The organism is Paenibacillus paridis (genome assembly GCF_006345825.1).
Classification (GTDB): Bacteria; Bacillota; Bacilli; order Paenibacillales; family Paenibacillaceae; genus Pristimantibacillus; species Pristimantibacillus paridis.
On the sequence record NZ_VCIX01000092.1, the window covers coordinates 2,102,424 to 2,120,887 of the forward strand.

15 protein-coding genes and 1 pseudogene are annotated in these 18,464 nt (G+C 43.8%); 5 read left to right on the plus strand and 11 right to left on the minus strand.

All coding sequences use genetic code 11. The annotated features are described in order from the left end of the window. Nucleotides 1–10: 10 nt before the first annotated feature. A pseudogene (locus FJQ58_RS31245) lies at nucleotides 11–2,236 on the minus strand (GH92 family glycosyl hydrolase); the annotation flags it as partial. A 143-nt stretch (nucleotides 2,237–2,379) separates the two neighbouring features. Between FJQ58_RS31245 and FJQ58_RS31250 the strand changes: the two are divergent. Both FJQ58_RS31250 and FJQ58_RS31255 read left to right on the plus strand, forming a co-directional pair. Then, on the plus strand, nucleotides 2,380–3,243 hold the full coding sequence (locus FJQ58_RS31250) for an AraC family transcriptional regulator (RefSeq protein WP_139999648.1): 864 nt from the start codon (nucleotides 2,380–2,382) through the stop codon (nucleotides 3,241–3,243). Between the two features lie 104 nt (nucleotides 3,244–3,347). Further along, nucleotides 3,348–3,878 carry an NAD(P)H-dependent oxidoreductase gene (locus FJQ58_RS31255; RefSeq protein WP_139999650.1) on the plus strand — a complete coding sequence of 177 codons (531 nt, stop codon included), beginning with the start codon at nucleotides 3,348–3,350 and terminating at the stop codon, nucleotides 3,876–3,878. 72 nt (nucleotides 3,879–3,950) lie between these two features. Here the strand turns inward: FJQ58_RS31255 and FJQ58_RS31260 are convergent, their stop codons facing one another. After that, nucleotides 3,951–4,316: a winged helix-turn-helix transcriptional regulator gene (locus tag FJQ58_RS31260; RefSeq protein ID WP_139999652.1), complete on the minus strand. Its 366-nt coding sequence runs from the start codon at nucleotides 4,314–4,316 to the stop codon at nucleotides 3,951–3,953. 60 nt (nucleotides 4,317–4,376) lie between these two features. Then, a complete protein-coding gene (locus FJQ58_RS31265) occupies nucleotides 4,377–5,261 on the minus strand; it encodes a TetR/AcrR family transcriptional regulator (RefSeq protein ID WP_139999654.1) in 885 nt (294 codons plus the stop codon). Between the two features lie 123 nt (nucleotides 5,262–5,384). On the opposite strand from FJQ58_RS31265, the gene FJQ58_RS31270 reads away from it, so the two are divergent. Further along, nucleotides 5,385–6,167: an MBL fold metallo-hydrolase gene (locus FJQ58_RS31270; RefSeq protein ID WP_238404410.1), complete on the plus strand. Its 783-nt coding sequence runs from the start codon at nucleotides 5,385–5,387 to the stop codon at nucleotides 6,165–6,167. 203 nt (nucleotides 6,168–6,370) lie between these two features. Here the strand turns inward: FJQ58_RS31270 and FJQ58_RS31275 are convergent, their stop codons facing one another. The 5 genes from FJQ58_RS31275 to FJQ58_RS31295 form a co-directional block, all read right to left on the minus strand. Further along, nucleotides 6,371–6,916 carry an ABC transporter ATP-binding protein gene (locus tag FJQ58_RS31275; protein WP_338016185.1) on the minus strand — a complete coding sequence of 182 codons (546 nt, stop codon included), beginning with the start codon at nucleotides 6,914–6,916 and terminating at the stop codon, nucleotides 6,371–6,373. Between the two features lie 53 nt (nucleotides 6,917–6,969). After that, nucleotides 6,970–7,791, minus strand: a complete 822-nt coding sequence (locus FJQ58_RS31280) for an ATP-binding cassette domain-containing protein (RefSeq protein ID WP_139999658.1) — start codon at nucleotides 7,789–7,791, stop codon at nucleotides 6,970–6,972. Nucleotides 7,792–7,802: 11 nt separating this feature from the next. After that, a complete protein-coding gene (locus FJQ58_RS31285) occupies nucleotides 7,803–8,639 on the minus strand; it encodes an ABC transporter permease (RefSeq protein ID WP_238404411.1) in 837 nt (278 codons plus the stop codon). Nucleotide 8,640: 1 nt separating this feature from the next. After that, the gene (locus FJQ58_RS31290; protein ID WP_338016187.1) at nucleotides 8,641–9,609 is read right to left on the minus strand and encodes an ABC transporter permease; all 969 of its coding nucleotides are present in this window, start codon (nucleotides 9,607–9,609) and stop codon (nucleotides 8,641–8,643) included. A gap of 83 nt (nucleotides 9,610–9,692) precedes the next feature. Continuing rightward, nucleotides 9,693–11,345 (minus strand): ABC transporter substrate-binding protein, encoded by a 1,653-nt coding sequence (locus FJQ58_RS31295; RefSeq protein WP_139999661.1) that lies wholly within the window; start codon nucleotides 11,343–11,345, stop codon nucleotides 9,693–9,695. A gap of 482 nt (nucleotides 11,346–11,827) precedes the next feature. On the opposite strand from FJQ58_RS31295, the gene FJQ58_RS31300 reads away from it, so the two are divergent. Both FJQ58_RS31300 and FJQ58_RS31305 read left to right on the plus strand, forming a co-directional pair. After that, the gene (locus tag FJQ58_RS31300; RefSeq protein ID WP_139999663.1) at nucleotides 11,828–12,931 is read left to right on the plus strand and encodes a PRK06851 family protein; all 1,104 of its coding nucleotides are present in this window, start codon (nucleotides 11,828–11,830) and stop codon (nucleotides 12,929–12,931) included. A 166-nt stretch (nucleotides 12,932–13,097) separates the two neighbouring features. Next, on the plus strand, nucleotides 13,098–14,054 hold the full coding sequence (locus FJQ58_RS31305; protein ID WP_139999665.1) for a phosphotransferase family protein: 957 nt from the start codon (nucleotides 13,098–13,100) through the stop codon (nucleotides 14,052–14,054). A 56-nt stretch (nucleotides 14,055–14,110) separates the two neighbouring features. Here FJQ58_RS31305 and FJQ58_RS31310 read toward each other — a convergent pair whose 3' ends face one another. The 3 genes from FJQ58_RS31310 to FJQ58_RS31320 form a co-directional block, all read right to left on the minus strand. Further along, on the minus strand, nucleotides 14,111–15,157 hold the full coding sequence (locus FJQ58_RS31310) for an ABC transporter substrate-binding protein (protein ID WP_139999667.1): 1,047 nt from the start codon (nucleotides 15,155–15,157) through the stop codon (nucleotides 14,111–14,113). 106 nt (nucleotides 15,158–15,263) lie between these two features. After that, entirely contained in the window at nucleotides 15,264–16,889 is a 1,626-nt protein-coding gene (locus FJQ58_RS31315) for a helix-turn-helix domain-containing protein (protein ID WP_238404412.1), read from the minus strand. A 216-nt stretch (nucleotides 16,890–17,105) separates the two neighbouring features. Then, nucleotides 17,106–18,458: an S-layer homology domain-containing protein gene (locus tag FJQ58_RS31320; protein ID WP_162341889.1), complete on the minus strand. Its 1,353-nt coding sequence runs from the start codon at nucleotides 18,456–18,458 to the stop codon at nucleotides 17,106–17,108. Between the last annotated feature and the right edge of the window lie 6 nt (nucleotides 18,459–18,464).

The following is an 18,464-nucleotide window of genomic DNA, read 5'->3' on the forward strand; positions in this document are numbered from 1 at the left end:
ATAGGCTCATTCAGCGCTTGATGGACATAGAGAACGGCAAATCTTCATCTGTCCTATCATTATTCAGGTTTACGGGAGTGTCCATAAGCTCAAAACGAATGTGAGCGCCATTCCTAAGATTATCGTGTAAAAAATAAAGCTTGTGATGCGGTTGATTATTCAAATGGATGTTTTGGACGTAAGGTTTGCCTTCGGTAGAGCCGTTCGTTTCAATGATGATTTGCTTGCCGTTCTCTAATTGTATAGACATGTGCTCAAACAAAGGGCTGCCAATGACATATTCCGGAACGCCTGGGCACAAAGGGTACATCCCCATGCTTGCGAAAATATACCAAGCACATAAGCTGCCATTGTCCTCATCTCCCGGAAGGCCTTCAGGCGTTGCTTGGAAAAGCTCCTCAGCCGTCTTTCTAACCCAATATTGCGTCTCTGCCGGAGCTCCAATTGCCGCAAATAGATAAGGAATATGAAAGCTGGGTTGATTGCTGATGGCAAATTGCCCAAAATCAATCGAGGCCATTTCCGACATTTCATGAATTTCGAATCCGTAGCTGCCCGTTTTAAATTCCGGCGTTGTGGTCATCAGCTCAGTCAGCCGATCCAAAAGAACACCCCTGCCTCCCATAAGATTGGCAAGCCCCATAATATCGTGCTGCACGGCCCAACTGCATTGCCAAGCCCCTCCTTCGCAATAGGAACTGCCCCACTCAAGCGGGTCAAAGGATTCAAGCCAACTTCCGTCCGTATTTTTCCCCCTCATAAAACCTACTGATTTGTCTAACAAATGGGCATAATTTCCGGCTCGGTTCATCAATAAATCATATTCTTCTGATTTCCCAATCCCTTTCGCTAATTGAGCAACGCAAAAATCGCCATACACATAATCTAATGTATTGCTGACACTTTCATGAAATTGGTCTGCTGGCAAATAACCATATTGGTTATAGGCTTCAGACCCCTTCCTGCCAAAGCGAGAATCCTCCGCAGCGTGAAGAGCATGCTTAAGCAAGCCTTCATATGCAGCCTTGCTATCATAACCTTCAATACCTTTGACATAAGCGTCTGCAAATACGGCATCAATTAAGGTGCCCGGCATGGCGCTGCGTTCTCCAGGCGAAGACCATTTGGGCATCCAGCCCCCTTCTTTATAGGCGTTCACATATCCCTCCAGCATTTCTCCCAGACGAGTGGGAAATAGCAGGCTGAATAACGGATAAGAGGTACGATAGGTGTCCCAGAATCCATTATCGCAATATAACGCTCCATCTACGATCTTGCCATTATAGGGGCTGTAGTGTATTTTTCGACCATCCTCTGTATATTCGTGCCACACTCTAGGAAACAAGCAAACCCGGTACAAGCAGGTGTAAAAGGTTCTTTTCTTCTGCTCATCACGATCCTCGATTTGTATGCGGCCCAGCGTGTCCTCCCAGCTTTTATTTGCTTCTGACCTTATTTCCTCAAAGCTTCTCGTTCCCACTTCCAGATTAAGATTCAGCTGTGCTTGTTCCATGCTAATAAAGGATGTGCCCATTCGCAGAACGGACTGTCCCGATTGCGGCAGCTGCAGTCCAATGAACGCACCTATACGTTCTCCCTCCTCCTGTAACCGATACGATTCACGGCACTCCTTATCAAATATGCCACTTGCTTGCACATCAAGGTCACAATCAAACTCCAGTACAAAGTACATAGCGAAATTGTCCGGCACTCCTCCTGAATTCGATCGGGTATATCCCGTCAGCCTTTTGTTGACCGGATCAATCGTCATCGACGCTGATCCGCTAAACGGCGCAACAACGACCCTTGCCTCTTTACGCTCATCGAACGAGATGCGCATTACTGCACCTCTTTCCGTTGGGCTCAGCTCCAGCGTCGCACGATAACGTTGCAAGCGTATGTGAAAATAATCCGGCTTGATCTCCAGCTCATGCTGGCGAAACGAGGAGGAACGTTTGGAGACTGATAAAGCGAGAGGACCGGATTGCGGCAGGATCGTTAGGTGGCCGTAATCCCCAATCCATGGGCTAGGCTGGTGGGTCAAGCGCAGCCCTTCAAAGTGACGATGCGCGGGATGAAAAAACCACCCTCCGCCCGCTTCATCCGTTTGGGCGCTCCATGCGGCCATGCCAAATGGACGTGCTACCCAAGGAAGGGTATTTCCATTAGAGAAATGAAAGCTTGACGCAGTTCCTTGCAGTGGATTTACATACTGTAATAAACTTTTCATTAGGACAACAACCTTTCTGTTACAATGGTTTGCTCCTCATTGTAATCAGAATGCGGCTGCGCTTCTTATCAAAATTATGCTCTTTCTCTCATTTTTTAAGATTTCGGGTTATGATAGCGATATAAATCTCACTTAAAGCGAGTGATTCCATGATTCCATTTAACCTGCCGGGAGACCTTGAGCTTCATGGAAGCTTCCCCTTTACCTTTAAAATCCATAAACTGAAGGCCGATGTTCTTCCGCATACGCATAATTTCATTGAATACACCTATGTCATTTGCGGCAGCGGCATGGAGATCATCAACGGGGTCGAACGCAAAATACATGCAGGAACCTTTACTCTATTATTACCGCACCAGGTACATCAGCTTAAAATCCCCCCGGGCCAAGAGCTTCATCTCTATGTAGGCGCAATTGGACTGCAAGCCTTGTTCAGCTCCGATGATTTTGCTTGCGCTCTTCACGAACTGCTTCTTCGTGCCGGTACCGAAGAAGAGCCTTCCTATCCGCTGGATGATGGGCTCGCTGCCGAACTGCTTCCTCTCTTCGCCAAAATGCATGCGGAAGTGCAAAGCTCACAAGCCTGGAACCAATGGATGTTCAAAATGAAATTAATGGAAGCATTGATCCTCTTGGAACGCAAGTGCTTTCGAAGGAAGGATGCAGGAGTTGCAATCATGCCTGTCAACAAAAAGGGGAACATTCGGGATATCGTTCTTTACGTTTATCAAAATTATCGTGAGGACATCAGACTAGCGTCGCTAGCGGAGCGCTTCCACCTCAGCGTCCCTCATATTAGCGCATCGTTTAAGGTTTTTAGCGGTGACCGCTTTCATAATTTTTTGGAAAAGATTAGAATCTCGCATGCTTGCAGCTTGCTGGTCTCCAGCAATGAATCGGTTACCTCGATCTGTTATGAAGTTGGATTCACTTCCTATTCCACCTTCTGCCGTGTATTTCAAGCCCGGCTTGGCATGTCCCCGACCGCTTATAAAAGGCTTCATCAAAACTAATAACTTACCTTTATGTAAGTACCTGTAGTAAAAGTGCATACTTACATATTTGAAGCGTGCGCTATATACTCAGGAAGTAATATTACTCAAGGAGGTTAACCCATTTGAAAACTCTTGTTATCGTCACACATCCCAGCATCGAAACGTCCATCATCAATAAACGGTGGGTCGAAGAACTCCGTAAATATCCTGAAAAATATACCGTGCACGAATTGCATAAGGTTTATCCTGACGGGAACATTGATGTGGAAAAGGAACAACAATTAATTGAATCCCATCAAAATCTCGTTTTACAGTTTCCTTTTTATTGGTTTAATTGTCCGCCACTCCTGAAGAAATGGCTTGACGATGTTTTTACTTACGGTTGGGCTTACGGATCTAATGGAGGCAATAAATTAAAGAATCGTAAAGCTGCATTAGCTGTGTCCGCTGGAATTGAAAAAGATGAGTATAGCAAAGAGGGGAAATATCGTTATACGCTAGAAAATCTGTTATCCCCATTTGAAACTACGTTGCTATACTGTCATGCGGATTATCGATCTTTTTATGCATTTTATGGTACAGAAAACGGGACTTCTGCAAGTCAACTAGAAAAAGGCGTACAAGATTATTTGAATTTTATTGACCACATGTAGGAAGAAGCAATCATACAGCTATACAAAAGAAGTATCGCCTTATTTAGGCGATACTTCTTTTGATAAAAACATCTATGCCTTCGTCAATGCATTTTCTTGACATTCTGGACTGTTCTTCTCTCCCCACTCGCACATCATATCCAACAATGGAAGGAGAGAAAGTCCACGCTGCGTTAAGGAATATTCAACTTTCGGAGGCACTTGGGGATATTCCTGTCGTAGGATCAAACCGTCTGCCTCCATCTCTTTCAACATGACGCTTAGCGTTTTAAAGGAAATTGTGCCAATACTTCTCTTCAGCTCATTATGCCGTATAACCTTATTTTCAGACAGACAATACATAATAATCATTTTATATTTACCGCCGATTAAGGACAACGTATAGCCAAAGCCAGTGTCTTTTAATCCCACGCCGGTTGGAACACAGGTTTCGCTCAAAAGTTACACACTCCCTTGGTTAAATTGATAACAAATATGCTTATTCCGTACAATTAAACCCTAAGTCATCAACAGCTTGAGTTGCCGCAAATACGAGCGCAGTTCTGGAACGGCTTCCAGATGAGCCTTCAATACACGCAGAAGAGTGAGATTAGGCTTCTGAGACAAAACTTCCTGACGAAGCAGGCCAACGACGTCCCTCAACTCTGTACGAGAAGCTTGTGATAAAGGGAGCGCCTGAATCCGCACCTCCATCGCCGCTAGAAATTCTTCAACCGTTTCCTTGCGTGCCGCCTTGTCATTTTGCTGCTCGGAATTATACTCGATGATCCATTCACCAATCATCGGTTTTGGTGCTTTTGCCATCATATCTTGAACGACGGCTTCCATTCGATCAACGATGAAATCCGCAAGTTCGGGAATTGGCTGCGAGATTTCCTTCCGCAAAACTCCGCTCATATATTCATGCAGAATGCCCTGAAAGATCATGACTGCATCCCACACATGCTGCTCGAGCCGTTCACTGAACGCTTCGATCAACATCTCCTTCCGCCAGGTAAGCAGAGCAATCTTGATCTTCTTCCTCGCTTCCATGAAAGACTCGTTCTCCGCTATGGGCAGTTCGCTGAATTCGATCATAAACAGGTGATTCTCTAAGCTATAGTACAGATAGAATTCAATTTTGCGGCTTAATTTCTCCTTTGAGGACATATCAAGCGACATGCCAGTGCGCTCGAGCTCAGCTGCCTGCTCTAATAACGTCTGGTAGCAAGCGACGAACGTCGCCGTAAACAAGTCCTCTTTGGATGTGAAAAATTTATATATACTGGCTTTGGCCACTCCGCATGCTTCTGCGATGTCTTGCATGGAAGCTGCACCGTAGCCCTTATTCCGAAACAAATCCATAGCCGCATCGAGAATTTTCGCCTTCTTTAAATCCTTCATTTGACTATCCCCCCATCTTATATTGACATGAGTTTCAATTGAGGTCAACGTTGCGGCATTGACATAAAAACTTTATAGTTCTATATTATACTCATGAGTTTTATTCTATCATAAAAAGGAGGTGTGCCGACGCTTGGCCCTAGTGCCAGCTCGGCAACCATTATGCGCATTGCAGAAGGCTTAGAGATGTTGGACTTAGAGATGAAGCTTGGCGAGCGTTCCATGCCGATTCATCCCATTATTTTTTACGATAAGGATGCTTGGACGTTAATCGATACAGGAATGCCGGGCTCGGCAAGCGAGATCCTTGACTGCGCCAAACATGCTGGAATCGATAAGTTGCCACTTCAAGCCATTCTTCTGACGCATCAGGACATCGATCACATCGGAGGCTTGCCGGGATTTTTGGATAATACAAGCGAATCGCCATTCGAAGTATATGCCCATGAAGACGATAGAGATACGATCGACGGGAAAGCTCCGCTTCTGAAATTTCCGACCGCACGCTTGAATGCAGAGCTAGAAAGCTTACCAGCCAACGTGCGTACTCAATTCAATCAAGTTTTCGTTCAGCCCTCCAAACCAAATGTAACAAGACTAATGGCGGACGGTGACACACTTCCAATTGGCGGCGGTTTAACGGTAATCCATACTCCTGGCCATACACCGGGCCATGTCAGTCTATATCACCATGCGAGCAAAACACTGATCGCCGGCGACGCCTTGGTTATTCATAATGGCGAATTGCAGGGTTCTTCGCCATACTCTACGATTGACATGGAGCAAGCTCTTCAATCATTAGAGAAATTCAAGCCTTTTGATATCAAAGCCGTCGTATGCTATCATGGCGGACTGCTGCGAGGCGAAATGAACAAACGGATTGCTGACTTAATGCTGCAGCCTTAATCCTATTCCAATCGTGAGAATTTTGAATTACCCCTTCGGATGGCTAGGTCCCATTCAGCAATCATGAGCAAAAGCCACCTGGGAGGTGGCTTTTGCTCATGAAGATTGCTATAGGCTTCCTTATTTAAAGGCTTCAAATAAAAAAACGTATCGATTGCTCAGCTGCGATGGTATGAAACCTAAAAGTAGGTCAAGTCAAATATTCACTTTCCTAAATGATAGATCCTATCGCATAATCGATTCAAAAGACTGGTCTCGTGACTGACTACAATGACACCGATGTTCCTGCTCTTACAGATGCCGAGAAATGAGTTCCAAATTTTAGCCTGCGTAATTGCATCGAGCATCGTGGTCATCTCATCTGCGATAATAAATTTTGTGGCTGGATTTAGCGCACGGACAATGCAGAAACGCTGCTTTTCCCCGCCTGAAAGTTCAACAGGCCAGCGAGTTAGCCATTCATTCTTAATTTCGAATGCATCCAGAATAGCTTGCGAAGGAGCATAGGATTCTGTCAAAACATCGCGCATGCGCCACTTAGGGTTTATCGCCTTCTCCGGGTGCTGATAAATCAATTGTACCGGACGAAATGTTCGCGGTTCCATGGCTTTATGATCTATCCATATGTTACCAGTGCGAGGAGCAATATATCCCGCCAATATTCTAGACAACGTAGTTTTGCCACATCCACTATAACCAGATAAACCAAGCACCTCGCCGGGAGCAATAGAAATGGTTACATCCTTCAATATCCAACGGTCTCTTTGATAATAGTGTCCTAGATTCTCTCCACTGAGAGTCATTATATATTCAAGTCCCTTCCCTTAAATTCTAAATCGAAATCATTTTGCGGCAACGCTCTCCACAACCTTTTCGTATATTCGGTTTTCAATCGTTCCCCCGTCCCTTGAAAAGCGACAGCCTCCGATATTTCAACTGTTGCTCCTTCCTTGATGACGGCTACCCGATCTGCGATTTGAAGCGCCGACATCATATCATGCGTGATTAACATGACTCCCGCACCATCTTTTGCAAATTGTTTAAGCTGCTTCAGAATTTCAGAAAGTGCCTCAGGGTGAATGCCAGGTGTTGGCTCATCAGCAATCACAAGCCTAACTCCTTCTCGGACGCTTGTTGCGAACAATACTCTGCGAAGCATGCCTCCCGACAACTCGTATGGAAACAAGTGCCCATCGCTACTCTTTAGGTCATATTGCGCAAATAGTTTTTCCTGCTGTTTATGGGCCGTTTTCTTATCTAGACCAATTTGCACCTGTGCTCCCACACGCATGAGGGGATCCAAATAATTAACGGACTGTGGGATAAAAGAGATCTCTCTTCCCCGGAGCTGTCTTTTTCTTTTTTCAGTCAGTTCTTCTCCTTTATAAACGACGCTTCCGCTGCAGATGGCATTGCTAGGCAATATACCAAGCACGGCATGCGCGAGCAGGCTTTTTCCCGAACCGCTTGCTCCTACGACAGCTACGATCTCGCCCTCATTAATTTCAACATTCATATCCGCTATAGGTTGGATCACTCTTTTCTGTGTCCCTTTCATATATTGAGAGAAGCCTATCGACAGATTTTCCACTTGTAATAATGGTTTTTTCTCAGTTTTACTCATCCTGCATCCCTCTATTCATTGGAGCTGGTAGGCTCCATCAAAATACGAATCTTCTCGCCAATACTGTCAAAGCTTTTTATAACGATAACTAACAGCAGACCAGGGAATACGACCAACCACCATTTCCCCGTTGAAATATGGCTCATCGCTTCAGATAATATTATTCCTACTGCCGGCGTTTGTGGAGAAAAACCGAAACCCAGAAAGGTCAGCGCGGCTTCATGCAAAATCACATGTGGAAACATTAGCAAAAACCCTACCATCACTTGCGGAAAAATAGACGGTAGAATGTGTCTTCTAGCAATGAACCAAGCAGATTTACCGTAGCTTTTTGAAATTTGAATATATTCGTCATTTTGAATCTGCATGACTTCGGATCGAATTAATCTTGCCATGGCAGTCCAATGTGTCAGTGAAATGCCCAATACGATGCCATATACGCCTCCGCCCGCAATGAAGCAAATCAATATCATGAATACGAGATGAGGCATTCCGATAAATAAATCGATAATCCAAGAGATAACGGCATCCACTGTTTTACCAAAGCTTGCAGCGCATATGCCCATTACAGTAGCGATCAGAACGCTGAGCAAAGAGGTAAATGCACCTAAAATTAGTGATAAGCGCATTCCTTTTATGGTTCGAGTAAACATATCCCGCCCAAGCCAGTCCGTACCGAATAAGTGTTGAACACTTGGGACCAGATTTTTGCTCGCAGCACTCAATCGAAGATTGTCATTGCTAAGCCAAAAACTGAGAATCAGAATCGCCAAAAGAAACCCCGAGGTAAGCAAGAGCAGGATTAACATTTTTCTCCTTACATTCAGTCCATAATGTATGCTGAGCACCTTAGATCGCCCCCTTCATTCGTGGATCAACAACCTTATTCAAAATATCAGCAATGAAGTTACCTGCAAACACAAACAAGGAGCTGATCAAAATAATACCCACCATTAAGGGAAGATCGCCTTTTAATCCCGCAGTGGTTAAAGTGCTGCCAAGTCCCGGATAAGCAAACACCTGCTCTGCAAGCATTGAACCACCAAAGAGCTCTCCGAAGTAAGCAAATTGCAGAGAAATAGCGGGCAGGATTGAGTTTCTTATCCCATGATATTTAAAGATTTGCCAATCGCTTTCTCCCCTTGCCTTTGCAAAAACAACATACTCTGCATTTAAAATATCAATCATTTTTTCTCGAGTGTGCATGGCAACATTAGCAACTCCCAGAATACTTAATGTGAGAGCCGGTAACACAAAATGATGAAGCCGATCTAGGAAGCGCACATCGCTCTCCATTACCCCAGGCGGTACCGCAAGGCCTACAGGAAACCATTCAAGCCCTACAGCAAACACAATTAGAAGAATGAGTCCCATCCAGAAGATTGGAGTAGATACCAACGTGTAGCTATACCATTTAATAATCCTGTCAATTATTTTCCCTCGATTCATAGCAGCAGCCATGCCTAACAAATAACCAATCACTCCTGATAAAAGCCAAGCAGTTCCCATTAAGGCAAGCGAAGTTACAAACCGGCTTTGGATAATATCAATTACAGGAGTACGATAGAGCATAGAGGTTCCAAAGTTGCCCTGCAGCAATGCTCCTGCCCAGGAAAAGTATTGTTCCACGGGGCTCTTGTCCACGCCCCAATATTCCTTGAATTTTTCTATTTGCTCCGGTGAAGCCGAGCCATCCCCTCCGATATAAGCATTGACCGGATCCATCGGAGACAAATGGATGAGTGAAAATGTCAATATGGATAACCCGATAAGCAACGTCACAACTCGAATCATGCGAATAACTGTATTTTTAGCCACAACAACTCCCCTTTCCATAAAGAAAAGGAGTTTCTAGAAGCGCAGAGCCTCCAAATACTCCCTTCCCAGTCCAAATCAGTGGATTAGTTTTCCCAAGTCCACTCTGTTATATTGCCGAACAATGCCCATTCATGGCCGTGAGTATGTACGGGTTGTTTAGCGAGATTCAGCTTTTCATTTGCTAGATATAAATGGTCTACACGTAACAGCCAAATAATTGGAGCGTCTCCGATACCGCTAAATCCCGTTGCTCCATCCCATTGGGCTAACTTCCAATATTGATTAGCCTCTTCCTGCGTTGAAGCAGTCAGTGCCTTATTTAAATACTCGTCTACTTTGGCGTTTTGGTAGTTAGGCATATTGTCTATGCCTTGGTTCATCCTCTGAGAGGAATTCATCGAGTATAGTTGATGAGGATGATGTCTTCCTCCACCCCATGCTACCGCAGCTGTTTTGCCTTTAAGATAAATTTCATCCCAAGTCACGCCAATCGTATTGATCTTGATACCGAGCTCAGTAGCCTGATCTGCAACAGCAAGGGAGAGATCGCTGCGAAGCTGATCGCTTGAACTGAAATACATGTCAAACTCTGCCTTCAGACCATTTTTCTCAGCAATGCCATCATTGTTAGTATCTAACCAACCGCCATCGCCCAGAATTTTTCTGGCTGCTTCAACGTTTCCGTCCTCAACAATGGTTTTCTCGTTAAACCAAGGCATATTATCGCACAGACAAAACGCTTTTTGACCATGTCCATCCAAAGCAAGATCTAAAAGTTTTTGACGATCAAGACCGATATTGAGCGCTTTACGGATAGCAAGGTCTGATGTCACGTCGTTGCCGATATCGACTTCTTTGCCATTGGTCATCCCTTTTCCTCCGCTTGGCACTGTTGGCAGCATGATTCCACGAGAGTCTATGCTCTCATATGCCCGAAGATTCATTCCAGCAACTTTTTGATCCGCGAATGTCGGTGGGACATAGACAATATCAGCCTCACCGGCTTTTGCAGCTGCAAGGGCTGCATCTTCCTCAAGAAGTAGGAAGGTAAGTTTTTTGAATTGCGGTTTATTTCCGTACCAATATGGATTAGATTCCAAAATAATTTGTTGACCATCATTATATTGAACAACTTTATAGGGTCCAGAGCTAATTGGATTCTGGGAATAATGTTCATCATAATGCGCCTTCGGTACAATACCAATTTCGGTAAGCTGGCTTACAAAAGTGGAACGGGGTTCGCCTAGTTCGATGACGATTGTATTCCCATCAGCGACTTTGATTGACTTAACAAAAGACAAATCAAACTTGATGCCGTCCTCTTTGAGCATTTCATATGTAAACTTGACATCCTCTGCTGTAACCGGCTCGCCATTAGAAAATTTGGCATCATCACGAAGTGGGAAGGTCCATGTTAAGGAATCATTACTGATCGAGTAGGATTTAGCAAGATCTCCAACAAAGTTAAGATCAGCATCAATAGCTAGCAAAGAACTGTGGGTCAGACGAATCTGTGTCATTCCCCATCCTTTTCTCGGATCAAACTGACCTCCGTCCAATTTCCCAATGGCTAAAACCAATTCATCTTTAACAGTTGTAGGTTTCTGCGCATTTATTAAGTTCTCAGATACTGGAGCTGCTGTTTGACAACCTCCCAAAAACAAAAACACGGATAATGTTAATCCTAAATAAAATAAAGTGCTACTTTTGGTAAATGAACTTCCATTGACGTTCATGCTAAACCTCCATAACTATAATATTCCGCTTCCAACGTGCAGCAAGTACTAATTTTTTTTTGTATAAAAAAAAGCTTTATTTTTATTTATAGTCGTCATTCCTCCTATCTCCCACTTAAGAAAATTCATAGAAAATCATTTCCCCATCTCAACATGGCCGTTAATCTTCTAAAGCTGATAGACAGATTTCGTATTTAATAGTAATGAATACTATTAACATTCAAGTAAATTGTAATCATAACGATTAAGATTGTCAAACATTACTTTTTCTTGGTTTTCAGAATGCAATAAAATGTATTAACGAAGCGAAAATAAAAAATAGAACACATCATTTCCAAATATTGAAAACAAAGAAACACCTCAAAGAACGTCTCGGAATATACAATAGCATAGGCATTTATCCCACTTATGCTTATTCTCAGCTCATTTACATATTTGGTAACTGAGAACAATCGAGAACAGGCACAAAGGAGTGTTTCAGGTTGGTCGAAAAAACATCTCACTATTTTGCCCGCGGCAACACCGCACACGGAGCCCATTTCTTGTATAAGTCCGCCTTTCAGGGACTGAATACACTTTACATCCTAACTGGTCCTCCAGGTACTGGAAAATCGACGGTTATTGGCAGTTTGGCAAATAGCTTGCTGGAAAAGGGGCAGCAACTGCAATACTTCCACTCACCACTTCGTCCCGACGAACTAGATGGAATCATTGCAACAGAATTGAAGGTTGGCATCGTTGATGGGCGAGTCTGCGAGGGGATTTCGGAAGTCGCTGCGGGTGAAGTCCTCTTTGTCGATTTGGGGGATGCACTCGACAACAGCCTCATACTTCCTCAACAATTGGCAGCGATCGAACACCTTAGAGCCAAGCTCGCTGATGCCTATTCTAAAGGCTATGAAACATTCTTAACCGCTTTGCGAATTCATGATGAATGGGAAAAATTTTATATCGAAAACATGGATTTCGTGAAGGCGGATCAAATTGGGCAGCAATTCATTCAGCAATTAGTTGCTAGTCAGGAAAGTAACCTATCCAAGGATGTGCGACACTTGTTTTTCGGTGCTGCGACTCCGAAAGGGGCATTCGATTTTATACAAAGCCTGACCGCCCAGCTCGAGAGAAGAATCTTCATCAAAGGAAGGCCTGGGTCCGGTAAATCAACAATGCTTAAAAAGCTTGCAGCCGCGGCCGAAAACAAAGGAATCGAAGTTCAAGTCTTTCATTGCGGCTTCGACCCCAACAGCCTGGATATGTTGATTTTCCCTTCACTTAGCACAGCGATCTTCGACAGCACCGCACCGCATGAATATTTCCCTGAACGAAACGGGGATGAAGTATTGGATATGTATGCGCATACGATTACACCTGGCACTGATGAGGCCTATGCAGTTGAAATAGCTGCGATTAAGGAACGATATTCGGCCAAAATGAAGGAAGCCACCTCCTATTTGAAGTTAGCCGAGAGCATAGATTCTCAAATTAAGGTCTTTTATGCTGCAGCAACAGATTTTTCTATCGTTGAGAAGCAGCAATTGGAGATTCAGTCCAATTTGGATGAACTGCTGAACAGCCTCGCACTATAAAGGACGTTATTAAAATGAGCAGGCTCGCAAAGCGGCCTGCTTATTTCGATTTCCTATTCACCCTATTGGTAATGTTTTATTATAAGAAAACTCTCTCGTGATTAATTAGAGCAATCTCCTATATAATTTTCTTACTAACGAATTTCCTAATGAAAGGATTAATCATTTGATCAAAAAAGAGGCTCCTTCGGTTGATTTAGTCATACAAGCTCTGAGTGATCACATGCATCCAAGAGACTTTCAAATAGAAAGGGTATTAAGCGGCGCATCTACTTATGTCTATCGTGTCCAATCAGGCGCAGATACCTATTATTTTCGAATCCTTCCAGAACAACATATGAGTTTTGCTGTGGAAGTGCATGTCCATTTGTTGCTAAGGAAACAACAAGTTCAAGTTCCAGAAGTTTTATTTTTTGAAAATGATAACGAATCACTAGGGATGTCTCTGATGCTAGTTAAACAAATTCTTGGATCGCCAATTGAAGATTGTCTTCCTCTAGTCGGCAACGAAGATATTCTTTACAAGGCTGGACAGCAGCTTGCGGTTTTAAATCAAATTCAAGTTGATGGATTTGGTTGGATTAAAAGAGGCAAAGAGTCTTGTGGAAATATTCTACAAGGAGAGCATCTTTCATTACAAGAATACATTTATGCATTTTTTGAGGAAGATTTATTTCTATTATCAAAGGATGTTTTCCATAGGGATGTTGCAATCCAAATCAAAACCTCGATAACCAACGGAATAGCATTAATGGTACGGCATCCCTCTTGTTTAAACCATGGCGATTTTGATAATTCGCATATTTTCTCCCATAACGGAAATTTCACGGGCCTAATCGACTTTGGGGAAATGCAAGGAAACAGCCCGTTCTATGATTTAGGCCATTTTAAATTGCATGATGGACAGCATCGACAGCTTTCTGCGGGCTATCCTTCCTTAGCTAAAGGCTATAACGAGGTAAGAAGCCTCACCAACGATGACCAGATTGAAATTGACCTATGGGCATTATGGATCGGGGTTCGAAGGCTGGGGATGGTACACAAGAGAACCTGGGGCGGATACCATAATCATTTGTTAAAAGCTGTAACCCTTCAATTGAACAGATTGCACAAGATATTATAGGTTTAAAGAAAAGCCACTTCGCTTGAAGTGGCCTTTGTTTTAATGGACTCTTGTTATCATTTGTTCGTAACCGCAGCCACTACATCGTCAATGACCTTACCCTCAGCGATTGGACCTGAAGACATCCAGTGCCTAGCCGATACTTTGAATACATGATTTTGCTTAACAGCTGGAATCGTTTTCCATACGGTCAGCTTCTCAACCTCTGCCGAGGATGCCTCCTCCTTCGCAAAATCCTCCGCAGTATCGATCGAGCCTCCGTAGATGGCAAATACATAATTTGCAGTGATCGAAGGCAGCTTCTCAAGCGAAGTGTTCATCCCCCAATCTTCGGTAGATTCCTTCTGGAATGCTTCGATGCTAGCATCAGGCTTTAATCCTAATTGTTCATAGACCAATGGGTTGAAGCTCGGGAAAAACACTTGCAAATCCTTAATGGACGGACGAATAAATACGACAGAATTATCAGTTCCAGCCGCAGTGGAAACCGCTTTTTTAGCTTCCTTAATTTTATCGTCATAAGCTTGGATCACGGACTCTGATTTTTTTTCCAACCCTAATATTTTGCCGATATCGGTAATGGTTGCTTTCCAGTTATCCGGCTTGTAAGGAACCGTTGGGGCAATCTTGCTAAGCTCATCGTAACCGGCCTGATCGGTAAAATACTGCTGGAGCAGGATTAGATCCGGCTTCGTTTCTAGAATCTGCTCCAAGTTCTGATTCGTATCCGCACTGCCGGATAATGGGATGTTCAATTCATTAAGCTGATCCTCTAAATAATAACCGTCAAACCCGTAGGCGTACACCATTGGGACTTCTAAAGAAAGCGCTAGATCTTCAAGGCCAATCACGGCGATTCGCTGAGGATGGGTCGGAATTATCGTTTCTCCGTAATCGTGCTTTATCGTAAGCGGCTTCTGCTCCTCTGGTTGTGCTGTGGACTGTGCAGGGCTATCCGTTTGAACACTATTCGTATTATTACCGCAAGCGCTGATCAGTACGGCCATTATTACGGTTACCATCAGTCCTGCAATCGTCCGATACCTTTTTCGACCCCATTTGAAACCTTGGTTTGAAGAAGAACTGCTCTTTCTCTGATGCATCATATACCCTCCGTTATTTATAATGATATTGATTCTCATTATTGACTAAGCAATTATATCATACTCATGACGGCATGGAATATGAAATGGTGCCGGCTTTAACTGCTTACAGAGCACAAAATAGTTGATTCAACTCCTCAAGCAAATGATGGTGTCGATGTGCAGTATATTCCATAATCGGTTCTGCAAGCCAGGAATGACCTGCTGTATAATGAACATTATGATTTCGGACAGCCTTCAGCCCCTGCCATTGCTCCGACCGCTGAAGCTGATCCCACCTCATTTGGGATTGCCAATCGCTCATTACATTAATAAGAATAAGGTCCGCATCAAAAGCTGCAAGCTGGGCCGTTTCCACATATTCGGTTAATTCGATTTGCTCCACTCCCGTTGCACAGAGGAACTTCAGATCGTCGTACAAAACCGTTCCTGCTCTTTTCCCCCAAACTTTGATACCTCGTGGCGAAATGTTGAGAATAAGCAAACGGTCCTGCCTGAACGAAGCAGGAATGGTTTCCATGACAGCCTCTACTTTCATATCATAGCGAGTAAGCCATTTTTCCGCTTCCTTCTCACGATCTAGAAACTGAGCAGTCATTAGCAAATGCATTCTCCAGCTTTCGCGATGCCATGGAAGAAATATAACCGGAGCAATCTCTCTCAGCTTCTCTTTCTCCACATCGGGAATCATTTCTTCCAGAGCTACAATGTGGTCAGGCCGTGCCCGCCATAAAGCTTCTCTATTAAATTCGTAGTCATGGCTCAATGGCACCTTAATATCAAAACGGTATTTTTTCCGATATTCATCCGTCCAGGTCTGATCGATCGGCGCAGCGTACGGGATAATCTTCAAACTAAGCAAATGTCCGATATTAGGCCAGCTATAAGCGGCAATTTTGCTTTTTCGATTCTGATTATAAATACTAGGTGACATGCCAACATGTTTTTTGAATTGGCTGCTGAAATATTGCCTGTCCATATAACCTACCTTTTCCGCAATTTTCTGCAGCGTCTGACCTTCGTCCATCAAACGTTTTGCCTGATTGGTACGAACCTCAGATAAATAATCCATAGCGCTTTGTCCAAATTGCTCTTTAAAGGAGCGCATAAAATAATAACGGCTCATGCCTGCCAGCTCAGACAAATCCTCTACCGTAATCGCTTCGGGATAATTGTTATTCATGTAATTGCGTGCCTGATTAAGCGCCAACTCGTGTTGGCCTTGCTTTTTGAACAGCAGGTGCAATAGATCCTGAAATCCAGCCTGGCTGGCAAATCGATCCGCGGGATCATTAGTAGACCAGTTATCCCATATTTTCTCACAGTAAGATAACAGCAGCGTGTCCGCTGCCACGTTTACCTGTCTCAAATCCAACAGCATGGGGCTTGGCTGATCGACGTCGTTGGTAAGAGAACCAATTTCTAAATGAAACCGATACAGCACTTGCTCCCCGTCCGAAGTATAGTTCGTTTCTACGCGTTGCCCTGGCATCACGAAATATACGGCATGAGGGGTTTGTGGATACAACATGCCGTCAATGGTAATAATCCCATGCCGTTTGGCTGAGACGATAAGTGCATATCCGGGGGATGCTTCATACGTTAATCGATAACTTGAGCCCTCTAATTCCCGGTAGCAATCCACTATTCTGAACCAGCAGCTGGTGAGCAGTTCCCTACTCAACTCCCCGCCCTCGTTTTTTTGAAGTTGAGCCATCTTCTTTATCCCCATCTTTCTATAACTCCTAAAAGGATTGTATTTGATAACAATTCTCAATGTCAATCTTCATCTTACGGATGATCCCGTCCTTCATCGCATTAACTAAGAGGTACAGGAGATGACTTTCTGTAATGCTCCATATATATAAAAGGGAGTCCTCTCCAGCCTTTTGGCTTTCGGGACACCCCATTCGGAAATATTTTTATTGATTTATGCCTGTTAATCGCATTATTTATTGATCGAAATCGCTTTTAGAATGACTGTCACCGCTTCTGCACGAGTCGCATTCCCTTTTGGTTTTAATGAACCGTCCTCGTAACCGCCTAACAAACCTTTTGAAGACGCGGTCGCTACACTCGAAGTTGCCCATGCCGAAATGTCCGAACTATCTGTAAACGTTTTTCCCTCCAATATTAACGGAAGCTTGGCAGCTTTTACAATCATAGCAGCCATTTGCTCGCGAGTAATCGGTTCGTTAGGGCCAAACGTTGTTTCGCTAAATCCGTTCACAATACCTTGCTCCGCTGCTGTGCTAATTGCCGTTCTAGCCCAATGATTGGCTGTATCGGCATACGTTTTTCCGTCTTTTGGCTCAATATTAAAGGCTTTAACGAGAACAGAAACAAATTCTGCGCGCGTAATCTTATTGTTTGGCTTGAAGGTTTGATCTGGGTAGCCGCTGATTGCGCCAAGCTTAATAAGCTCTACAATGTTCGCCTCTGCCCAATGTCCCTTGATGTCGGCCAACGCTAATTCCGGTTCAGTCGATTGCTCCTTTTCCGTAGCTAGAACAGCAAATTTAGTGAAATGATTGACTGTCCCGCTTACCACTCCCTTATTTAGATCAACTTGCTGGTTATCCAAAGGAATCCACTTACCAGTCGTTTCATTAAGCCAATATAGTCTAAATTCAAATTTCTCTAAGCTTAGCTCACTTTTGTCAAATGGCAACGTGATAGTCACCGATTTTTGGAACAAGCCTTCTTTGTCTTTCGTGATTTCAAAAACATCACTAATTAATTTTTGCAAAGTATCCATTGGCAACTTCGTAGGGTCGGTTACTTTGTCTACCGTCACTTTGATATCGCTGCCCAATGCTCCCGCCGGAAAGCTAATTGTTGCCCCATTTAGGGTGACAATCCCCCCAATGGATACTTGAATGGTTGCTGTATTTGTCGTTGGTACGGTGATCACGCCACCGCCACCGCCGCCACCGCCAGTTCCTGAACCAGTATTAGATGCAGATACCTTAAATGGATCAGTGGCTACATCTGCCCCTTTCCCCACTACTACGGTATATGTGCCTACATCGGCATTGCTCGGTAATGTAATTGTAGTCGTGTAGTTCCCCGAAATATCCGGAAGCACGACATCATAGTAAAACACAGTATTATTAGGACGGATAATCTTAATCAATATCTCATCAAAACTAGTCGTTCCTTCAACCGTAACCGAATTCCCTTGTACTTTATCGGTAATATCCTTTAATGTAACATTCGCGGAATCAGCCATAACGCTTACCGGAATAGATACCAGTAAGAGGGCTGCTACTATCATCATCTTAAGCAATCGTATCTTCACAATAGG